The organism is Nonomuraea sp. KM88 (assembly GCF_052245635.1).
Lineage (GTDB): Bacteria > Actinomycetota > Actinomycetes > Streptosporangiales > Streptosporangiaceae > Nonomuraea.
Genome location: NZ_JBQQCC010000021.1, coordinates 150,717 through 159,151, shown reverse-complemented (window position 1 = coordinate 159,151; position 8,435 = coordinate 150,717). Strand labels below are relative to the sequence as shown.

Annotated in this window: 7 protein-coding genes and 1 pseudogene; 1 reads left to right on the top strand and 7 read right to left on the bottom strand. The window is 69.2% G+C overall.

What is annotated here, in order from left to right:
* Together ACTWPV_RS41980 and ACTWPV_RS41975 are read right to left on the bottom strand one after the other, a co-directional pair.
* Positions 1 to 142 (bottom strand): annotated as a pseudogene (locus tag ACTWPV_RS41980) (inositol-3-phosphate synthase); the annotation flags it as partial.
* Positions 143 to 440: 298 nt separating this feature from the next.
* On the bottom strand, positions 441 to 3,656 hold the full coding sequence (locus tag ACTWPV_RS41975; RefSeq protein ID WP_443156049.1) for an AfsR/SARP family transcriptional regulator: 3,216 nt from the start codon (positions 3,654 to 3,656) through the stop codon (positions 441 to 443).
* Positions 3,657 to 3,874: 218 nt separating this feature from the next.
* Between ACTWPV_RS41975 and ACTWPV_RS41970 the strand changes: the two genes are divergently transcribed.
* Positions 3,875 to 4,243, top strand: coding sequence for a nuclear transport factor 2 family protein (locus ACTWPV_RS41970; RefSeq protein WP_347647655.1), 369 nt, complete (start codon positions 3,875 to 3,877; stop codon positions 4,241 to 4,243).
* Positions 4,244 to 4,286: 43 nt separating this feature from the next.
* Here ACTWPV_RS41970 and ACTWPV_RS41965 read toward each other — a convergent pair whose 3' ends face one another.
* The 5 genes from ACTWPV_RS41965 to ACTWPV_RS41945 all read right to left on the bottom strand — a co-directional run bounded on the left by ACTWPV_RS41965 (position 4,287) and on the right by ACTWPV_RS41945 (position 8,349).
* Positions 4,287 to 4,772, bottom strand: coding sequence for a hypothetical protein (locus tag ACTWPV_RS41965; RefSeq protein WP_347647654.1), 486 nt, complete (start codon positions 4,770 to 4,772; stop codon positions 4,287 to 4,289).
* Between the two features lie 103 nt (positions 4,773 to 4,875).
* Complete coding sequence (locus tag ACTWPV_RS41960) at positions 4,876 to 5,961, bottom strand: ThiF family adenylyltransferase (RefSeq protein ID WP_347647653.1); 1,086 nt, start codon at positions 5,959 to 5,961, stop codon at positions 4,876 to 4,878.
* A 132-nt stretch (positions 5,962 to 6,093) separates the two neighbouring features.
* Positions 6,094 to 6,702: a hypothetical protein gene (locus ACTWPV_RS41955; RefSeq protein WP_443156048.1), complete on the bottom strand. Its 609-nt coding sequence runs from the start codon at positions 6,700 to 6,702 to the stop codon at positions 6,094 to 6,096.
* 29 nt (positions 6,703 to 6,731) lie between these two features.
* Entirely contained in the window at positions 6,732 to 7,253 is a 522-nt protein-coding gene (locus ACTWPV_RS41950; RefSeq protein ID WP_347647651.1) for a matrixin family metalloprotease, read from the bottom strand.
* A gap of 253 nt (positions 7,254 to 7,506) precedes the next feature.
* Positions 7,507 to 8,349: a neutral zinc metallopeptidase gene (locus tag ACTWPV_RS41945; RefSeq protein WP_443156047.1), complete on the bottom strand. Its 843-nt coding sequence runs from the start codon at positions 8,347 to 8,349 to the stop codon at positions 7,507 to 7,509.
* Between the last annotated feature and the right edge of the window lie 86 nt (positions 8,350 to 8,435).

Sequence of the window (8,435 nt, the reverse complement as noted above, 5' to 3'; positions counted from 1 at the left end):
CGACGTGGTAATCGCCGAACTTCACGTGCATCAGGCCCGGGACCCGTACGTCCGGGTCGGCGTCCTTGTAATAGTGAACGCCCTGGACCAGCGACGACGCGCAGTTGCCGACACCGACAATGGCCACACGAACCGAACCCATGCGGTTCCTCCCATCAATGAACCGGAATGGTGACCATCCAAGTGCAGCGCAAAGGAGAATCGCCACACGCGTGTCGGGTATCCGACATTTCCCACCCTCTGCGTTCGGCGGTCAGGTATCTCTCCATCAGATCCATCAATGTCCGGGGACAGGTTGACTTGTGCGGGGCGTGAAATGCGCACGGCTGCGCGGCGAGAAAGACCGCACCCCTTTCGCGCCCGCCGGAGCGGCGTACGGACGGACCGGGCGGATGACAACATTCGTGGTGGCCGGTTGGTCTCGCGGCGACGGGAGCGGGTCAGCGGCCGAGCCGGGCGTCCAGCGTTCCCACGCCGTCCTCGTGCGAGATCCCGTGGAACAGTTCGCGAGCCTCTTCCCAGATGGCCTTGGCCGTGCGGTGGTCGCCGGCGGCGTCGTGGGCGTCGCCGAGGGCGCGCAGCGTCCGCGCCAGGTAGGGGATCGAGCCGCGGGTCCGCCAGACCCGGACCGAGCGTTCGAGGGCGGCGATGGCGGCGGGCAGGTCTCCTTCGGCCAGGTTCACCTGCCCGAGAACGCTGAGCGCGTCGGCGAGGTAATGTCCGAAGTTGCCGTCCTCGCTGTGGGCCAGCGTCAGCTCGGCGGTCGCCCTGGCCCGCTCGTCCCCGGTGACGAGGAACAACTTCGAGAGGTAGAGCAGCGAGAACGTCTCCAGATAGCGGTAGTTCAACCGCCGCGCCATGTCCAGGGACCTCTCCAGCAGTTCCTGGCCGCCCGCGAAGTCACCGCTGAACGCTTTCGCCGCCCCGAGGAACTGGGTGATCGTCGTGGTGTAGTGGGGGTTGCCGAGCGCCTCGGCGACCTTCGTCGCCTGCTCCAGGACCGTGTGCGCCGCCCGCGGGTCGTCCTCGCCGTAGATGATCGCCATCACGTGGTAGGCCCGCGCCTGGCCGCCGAGGTAGCCCGCGTCGGCGGCCGTCCGCAGGGCGCGCTCCGCCAGGGCGAGCGCCTGCGCACCGCCGTTCCCGTCGGCCGTCATGCTCCAGGCCAGGGTCGCCAGGGCGTCGGCCATTCCCACCGGATCGTCCAGCATGGTGAACAGGTCGAGGAGTTGCGAGGCGCCGGCCCGCATCCGCGTCATCGCCGGTCCGGGGCCCGCCGGCGAACTCCAGGTGGTGACCTCCAGGAGGCCGCGCATCAGCACGGCCTCGCCGCGCCTGTCGCCGGTCTCACGGCAGAGCGCGAGCGCCTGCTCGTGCATGCGCAGCCAGCCGTCGTACAGGCCGCGCACGTTGAGGTACGTCTCGGTGGACCCCGCGAGGTCCCACGCGAGCTGGCCCAGGCGCGCCTCGCACGCCTGGGCCACCCCCGCCATCAGCGCGGCGTGCTCCGCGCCGAACCAGGCCATCGGGTCGGCCAGCAGCGGGCGGGACACCGCCGCGGGCAGCCGCCAGCGCGGCGCACTGCTGTGCATGAGTGCGAAGCAGGGGCCCGGGACGTGCTCCGCCGCGACCTCCGCCAGGGCCAGCCACGCGCCCAGGGCCCGCCGGAGCGCGGCCTGGCGCTCGGGTTCGGAATCCTCGCGCTGCGCCCGCTCGCGCGCGTACAACCGGATCAGGTCGTGGAACCGGTACCTGAGCCTGCCCGTCTCGTCCGTCCCTGTGAGGTTCAGCAGATGGGCGTCGACCAGGGTCTCGATCTCGCGTTCCGCCTGCCGTACCGGCACGTCCAGGAGGGCGGCCACCGCCCAGGAGGCGAAGTCGGGCGCGTCGAGCAGCCCGGCAAGCCGGAAGGCCCGCTGCCCGCCCGCGGGAAGCGTCCGGTAGGTCATCTCGAATCCCGCGCGGATGTCGAGGTCGCCCGCCACGAGTTCGTCCAGCCGGTGGCGTTCCTCCCCGAGGACGCCGGCGAGGTGGGCCAGGCTCCACTGCCTCCTGCCGAGGAGCCTGGCCGCCGAGATGCGGACCGCCAGCGGGACGCGACCGCACAGCCGGGTGATCTCCAGAGCCGCGTCCGGATCGTCCTGGACGCGTTCGTCACCGATGATCCTTCTCAGCAGGTCCATGGCCTGGGCCGACGGCAGGACGTCGAGTTCCAGCAGGCTCGTGCCCTCGAGGCCGACCAGCCGGACACGCCCGGTGAGCAGCACGGCCGTGCCGGGGGCCCCGGGCAGGAGCGGCCGCACCTGCTCCTCCCCCGCGACGTTGTCCAGCAGGATGAGAGTTCTCCGTCCGGCCAGGCAGCTCCGGTAGAGCGCCACGCGTTCTTCCAGGGATTCGGGTATGCCGGTGGCGCTGATGCCCAGGGCGAACAGGAAGCGGCTGAGGACGTCCTCCGGGCGGGCGGGGTCGGCGGAGGCGCCGCGCAGGTCCGCGTAGAGCTGACCGTCGGGGAAGCGACCCGCGATCCGGTGCGCGACGTGCACGGCGAGCGTGGTCTTACCCAGGCCTCCCATACCCGCGACGCCGGCCATGGCGACGGTGCCCGGCCGCGGCTTGGTGAGGGCCTCGGTCAGCTCCGCCACCTCGCCGTCCCTGCCCGTGAACTCCGCGATGTCCGGGGGCAGCTCCGCGGGGATGGGGGCCGTTCGAAGCTCGGGCGTCAGGGCCGTGGCATGGACGCGACGGTAGGCGGGCAGGACACGCCCGGGCGCGTGCCGCGCCTTCTCGCCCGGCTCGGTGCTCACTCCGTCCGGCCGGCGCGCGGCCCGTTCACGGTGGGGCCGGGCCTCCGCCGGCCTGTACGGGCCCGGCCCTCCAGGCGAGCGCGTGATCTTCGCCTGGGCGCGAGGAACGAGGTCGAGTGACGGGTCCTCCGTGAGGATCCTCTGGTGCATGTCGTGCAGCTCTTCCGCCGGGTCCAGGCCGGTCTCCTCGACCAGGGTCCTGCGGGCACGCGTGTATTCGGCGAGCGCGTCCGCCCTCCGGCCGCAGCGGTACAGCGCCAGCATCAGCTGCGCGCGCAGCCGCTCCCGCAGGGGGTACTCGCCGGTGAGCGCGGTCAGCTCGCCCAGCAGCGCGGCGTGGCGACCCAGGCTCAGGTCCACGGCGATCCGCGACTGCAGGACCGACATGCGCACCTCGTCCAGCCGCGCGGCCTCCGTGGCCAGCATCGGGACATCGGCCATGCCGGCGAACGCGGGCCCGCGCCAGAGATCCAGCGCCTCCTGCAGAAGGCGGGTCGCCGCCTCCGGCTCACCGGCGGCCTCCGCCGCCTGCCCCGAGCTCGCCAGGTTCTCGAACCGCCCCGCATCGAGCTCGTCCGCGGAGACCGTCACCAGATAGCCGTAGCCCTGCCGCACGACGCGAGCCGGGTCGTCCAGGTGCCGCCGGAGCCGGTGGACGTAGGTCTGCACGTTCTTGGTGGCGCTCTTCGGAGGGGTGTCCCCCCACAGCGCCACAAGCAGTTGGTCTTCCGAAACAGGGTTGCCCGCCTGGCACAGCAAGACCGCCAACAGCACGCGCGCCTTGGGCGTGCCGAGATCGAGCGGCTCCTCCTCGCGCCACACCGTCAGTGGACCTAATATCCCAAACCTCATCGTGCTCCCTTGGATGGACGCACTGTAAACCTGGACGGCCCGTTCCGGCGGTCCACTGGGTGAAGAAACGGTTGCGAACTCTTCGATCCCCGGCGGCATTGGCGAGTTGGACGTCGGATGCCGGGGCGATGTCAAGAACGCTCCGGGCGCTCCGACCTTTCCGGTGAGGACGGCGTGACGCCCCCTTGAAGTGCGATATCCGACGTGAAGGAGCAGACATGTCACGGAACATCGAGACCGTCAACACCTATCTGGACGGTTTCCGCAAGAACGATCACGAGCAGATCCTGTCCTGCCTGACGGACGACATCGAGTGGACCGTCTTCGGCGCCTTCCATCTGACCGGCAAGGACGCCTACGACCGGGCCATCGACGGCCCGCCCGAGTTCGTCAACCCTCCTCACCTGGAGGTCGTGCGCATGGTCGAGCAGGGCGACGTCGTCATGGCGGAACTCACCGGGACGGTGAAGCGAGTCGCGGGCGGCGAGATGCGCATGTCCATGGCGGAGGTGTTCGTCATGCGCGACGGCAGGATCGCCGAGCGTCGTGCCTGGGTCATCGAACTGAAGGAGAACGGCCACCGCTGACGGCAGCCACCGGGGCGAGGGCCGGTCTGTCGAGGGCCGGCCCTCAGTCCTCGGCCAGGCACCGCTGCAGCAGCACGAAACCGGGCATGGTCTGCGCCGGCCGGATGGCGACGTCGAAGACCTCCGGGTCCGAGAACACCGGCTCCCCGTTCGGGCGGCGCACGTACGCGACCCGCCCGTAGTCCACGCCGTCGTCGCGGTCGAAGCTCATCCAGGTGATGGCCTCCTGCTCTCCCTCCTGGAGCGGCTGGGAGGAGACGGGCCGGACGGCGATCGTGCCCGGAGGCTTGAACAACCACACCTGCGGAACGCCCAGCACCCAGCGGACGACGTCGATCTCCAGGCCCTTCTCCGCCGCCCTGATCTCGAACGCCTCCGCCGTGACGGGATCGCGCAGGTAGTCGTACTCGCTCAGGACGACCTTGTCCGTGCCCTCCATGGCGACGATGGCCGGGCACTCCCGGGCCACGATGTTCTTCTCCAAGCGCTCCACCGCATCGAACAGCAGATGCGCGGTCGCCTCGTTCATGTCGCCTCCGAACCACCTCGCCCGCAGCGTCCTCCGCCACCAGCGTTCCAGAAACGACCGGGCACAGGCGCACAACGCGCGGAACCCCTCCGGCGGTGTGTCGTCAGGGACCGCAGGTCGGGCAGTCGGATCGCCGCGGGACGGGACGCGAACGGATCTCCAGCGGCCAGAAGTCCACCTCGCTCCACTTGCCGCTCAGCGCCGGCTCCAGCCCCGCCAGGACCCGGATCGCCTCCCAACCCAGAATGGTGCCGATCAGCCCGCACAACGCCCCGATGGCGCCCGCCCTCTGCCTCTTGCCGATCAGCGACTCCATCCGATGACGCCCGTGATCTGCGAACGTCTCGGCCCGCACACACGCCCAGCAGGCCGTTCTGCCCGGAAGAACCGTCGCGCCGAGCACCCCGATATGGTACGCGTAGCCGGTGCCCAGGATGTGCGGCACATCCGGCCAGCAGGCCTCGCTCACCCAGGCCGCCGTGTCATTGGGCGTGGGCAAATCCATCGCGTTGACCACGACACCCGCCCCGTCCACCAGGTCAGCCAGATCGGCGGACGACGTCACACGCCGGTCGAAGGTCTCGACCATGACATAAGGATTGGCCGCCCGCAGCCTGGCAGCGGCCGCCTCCACCTTGGACGCCCCCACGTCGGCGACGGCGAACAGGCTCTGCCGGGTCAAATTGGACGGCTCGACCCGGTCGAAATCGCACAGGCGGATCGTGCCCACACCCGCGCTCGCCAGACAGAGCGCGACCCAGCCCCCGAGCCCGCCAACGCCGCACACCACCGCCGTCGAGCGGTCCACACGCTCCTGCAACCGCACGCCGGAAACGACGTCGGCACGGCCCTGGTCACAGAAATCCTGGAGCAACCGCAACTGGCGGTCGTAGAACTCGGCACGCTCCTCCCCGAGCTTCGAAAAGGACGACGCCAAATCCCCGACACGACTCAGCAGCCTTTCTTCCGTGAGAATCTGCAGCACCTCACCGAGCGCCTGCGCATCACCGACGGAACGCTCGATCTCGGCATACGTGCGCGTGCCGTCGAGGAGCTTTATCACGTGTCTCACGAAATCGTCGGCGGCGAATCTCTTCACGGTCCTGTCCGCCGTGCACAGAAAGAGCAGCTCCCGGCCCTCGGCCTGGACGATCACGCTTTCCCGCAGCCGGGGGCGCCACTCCGTCACGCGCTCCTCCTCGCCGGGCTCCCTCGGGTGCATTCTGCCCAGCAGAGGTTTGTTCCACAAGCCGGCCGGTTCCTGATCGCCGGCTACGCCACGGTCGAACAGCCTGTCGCGAAGCTCGCCAGGGCTGCGGGGTCAGTCCTTGTCCGACAACCTGGAGACGTCGTCGGCCGTCAGCTTGATGGAGTTCGCCGGCAGCGCGACGTAGTCGCCCGTGCCGCTCACCGCGTACTGGGCCTGGTCGGAGTTGAGCATCGCGGCCGGGGAGTCCGCGTACGTCTCCAGGAAGAGCAGGTAGCTGCCGCCGCCCTTCAGCGGCGTGGCGTGCTCCACCTCGTACTTCACGCCGTCGATGGTGCCGCCGAGTTCCTTGACCTCGACGGTCTGCCCGGGCTTCGCCGACCCCTTGAACACCTTCAGCACCTTCGCGTCGTGGACGGTCACGACGTCGCCGGGCGGCGCGGCGGCCGAGGGATCCGCCTGCTGCGGGGCGCCCGCCATCGGGTTCGACAACGGGTCGGTGTCCGACGGATCAGGAACGGGCTCCGCCTCGCGCCGAACGCGTGACGTCGTCGACAACGTGGCCTCGACCACCAGCGTCGCCCGCGCGAAAAGCTCCTCCGCGCTTTTGTACTCGGGATATTCGGCCTCGATGACCATCGTGGCCGGTTCGGCCCCGGAGCATCCCGTCACGAGAAGGGCCGCCGTCGCGGAGGCCGCCAGCAGCCGGGTCAACGCCTTCATGTGATCTGCCTTTCCCACGCATCCGGTCATCAGTAATAGGCGTTGACGTCGCTGACGTCATGGGGCCGGGGTTTGGTGTAGGTCGTGGAGTTCCGGTTCCGGCTGCGGTTCATGATGGACGTCACTGTGTTGTGCGCCAGGTTCAGGGCATGGCCGAGCTCGTGCACGAGAACGCTGGTGATGAAGTTGGAGGTGTTGGACGCGTCCCTGGCGATGGTGCGGGAGTTGAGCTTGATGTAGAAGCAGCTGGGGCCGCACCGGGTGTAGGTGCCGTACCAGGTGTTGCTGTAGCTCTTCGCGGTGATCGTCGACCCGGAGTCGCTGTCCTTGTAGACCCGCACCGGGGTGCTGGTCGCGTTCCAGTTGGATCCCGCCTTGTTCATCGCGGGCTGCCAGACGTCGTTGTAGTTGTAGGGATAGACGCTGAGCTGGGGGGTCTGCAGGCCGTTGCCGCTCCTGTGGGCGATGACCGGGGTGGTGCTCACCGCCACCGCGACGATCCCGGTCGCTGCCACCGCCATGGTCCGGAGAACGCCTCTGCGCATGGTCATCCGGTTCCTCCTGTCCTGGTCCACGAACGATGATCGGTGGCCGGCGTACGAATGTCGTTACCACCGGATGCAGACCTTCTGTACCGCGCATCCGGGCCCTGTCACGGAGCCGGGACCCGTGATGACACAAGGGAAGGGCCGGACCCGTGACGGGCCCGGCCCTTCCCCTGTGAGAACGTGATGGACAGCGCGGAGATCGCCTTGAACGCGGTGTCAGTCCGCTCGAAGCACGATCACCGAGGGTGGCGTGACGTCAGGTGGTGCTGCGGGCCGACGCGGCCCAGGTGTTGCAGGCTCCGGGAGAGCCGCTGTTGTAGCCACGCGTCATCCAGGTCGCCTGCGTGGGCCCCCTGCCGTGGTCGTTCTGCGGCCACGCCTTGGCGCCGTTCTTCCTGAACCAGTCCACCGTGTAGTCCCACTGCCGGTCCGAGAACTGCGAACCGTCCCGCAGCGTCGACATGAAGGCGCCGGAGAAGCACTCGGCCTGGAGCTCGGACCTGCGCGACAGCGCCAGGCGCTGGGAGCGGCCGGCCGAGTTGCGGGCCGTCCAGTAGTAGCTCCAGATCCGCGAGGTCTGCTGCACGTGGTGGCCGTACTCGTGAGCCATGAGCCGCGCGATGCCCAGCGGGAACGGCTGGCGGAGCTGCTTCTTGGTGATCAGCATGTACATCGTGCGGTTGGCGGAGCAGTAGTAGCCGTCGGCGCCGGTGCTCCACCTGCCGCAGGGCGTGTTCACCTTGCTGGTGATGATGCGCAGCCGCGGCTTGGAGAAGGGCATCCGCGCCTTGCGGAACTGCGCGCCCCACGCCTTGTTCAGGCAGTTGGTCACGCGGGTCAGGAAGCGCTTGTACGCTGCCGTGCTCCCGGACGGCAGCGCACCGGGCCTGCAGTTCACGTCGGTGAGGCGGCCGGTCCGGTAGATCCGGTTCTTGGTGGCCAGCGACTTGTTCGCACTGGCGCTCCGGCTCAGCGTGCTCGCCGCGGCTCCCCCGAGCGGCTGGGCGGCCTGCTGGATCTGGTTGCTGGGTGCCACGGCCGCCGAAGCCACGCCGGGCGAGACGAACACCTGCGAGGTCACGGCCATCGTGAGGGCCACACCGGTGGATGCGAGCGCTGCGAATCTGTGAGAAACGTTCATAGACTGCACAAGACTAGGTCAAGATCGGGCATATTGCGTCGCAA